1 protein-coding gene is annotated in these 686 nt (G+C 61.2%); it reads left to right on the top strand.

What is annotated here, in order from left to right; all coding sequences use genetic code 11:
• A partial coding sequence (locus AWB80_RS42835; RefSeq protein ID WP_143328307.1) for an MFS transporter occupies nucleotides 1-686 on the top strand: 686 nt, incomplete at both ends.

The raw sequence follows: 686 nt of genomic DNA on the forward strand, positions 1-686 counted from the left end.
ATCTTCAACTACATCGACAGAACGAGCGTTGGATTCGCCGCGCTGAGCATGAATGCGGACCTTGGCTTGTCTGCGACCCAGTTTGGTTGGGGTGCGGGCATCCTCTTCGCCGGCTACTGTCTGCTGGAAGTACCGAGCAACATGATGTTGTACCGCTATGGCGCCCGGAAATGGCTCGCGCGGATCATGATCACCTGGGGCTTGGCAGCGGCCGCTACGGCGCTTGCCGTCGGACCGAAGAGCTTCTATTTCTTCCGGTTCGTGCTGGGCGTCGCCGAAGCGGGCTTCTTCCCGGGTGTCACTTTCTATCTGGCGACCTGGTTTCCGGCCAAATACCGCACCCGTATGCTCGCTTGGTTCATGGTGGGCGTACCCGTGTCGTCGATCCTGAGCGGCCCGCTCTCCGGCCTTCTGCTGAACATGCATGGCGTCCTCGGCCTCGCTGGCTGGAAGTGGATGTTCATCTGCCAGGGCCTGCCGGCTTCCATCATCGGCATCATTGTCTTGGTGATGCTGCGTGACAATCCCTCGCAAGCGTCCTGGCTGACCGCTCCCGAGCGCGAGGCGCTGATCAAGGCGCTCGCCTCCGAGCACCGCGAGAAGGAGAAGAAGAACCTCGGCGCTGCTCTGAAGGACACGCGCGTGCTGATTCTGACGGGCATTCAGTTTGGCTTCGTGCTGGGTTC

The organism is Caballeronia pedi (genome assembly GCF_001544915.2).
GTDB classification, from domain to species: Bacteria; Pseudomonadota; Gammaproteobacteria; order Burkholderiales; family Burkholderiaceae; genus Caballeronia; species Caballeronia pedi.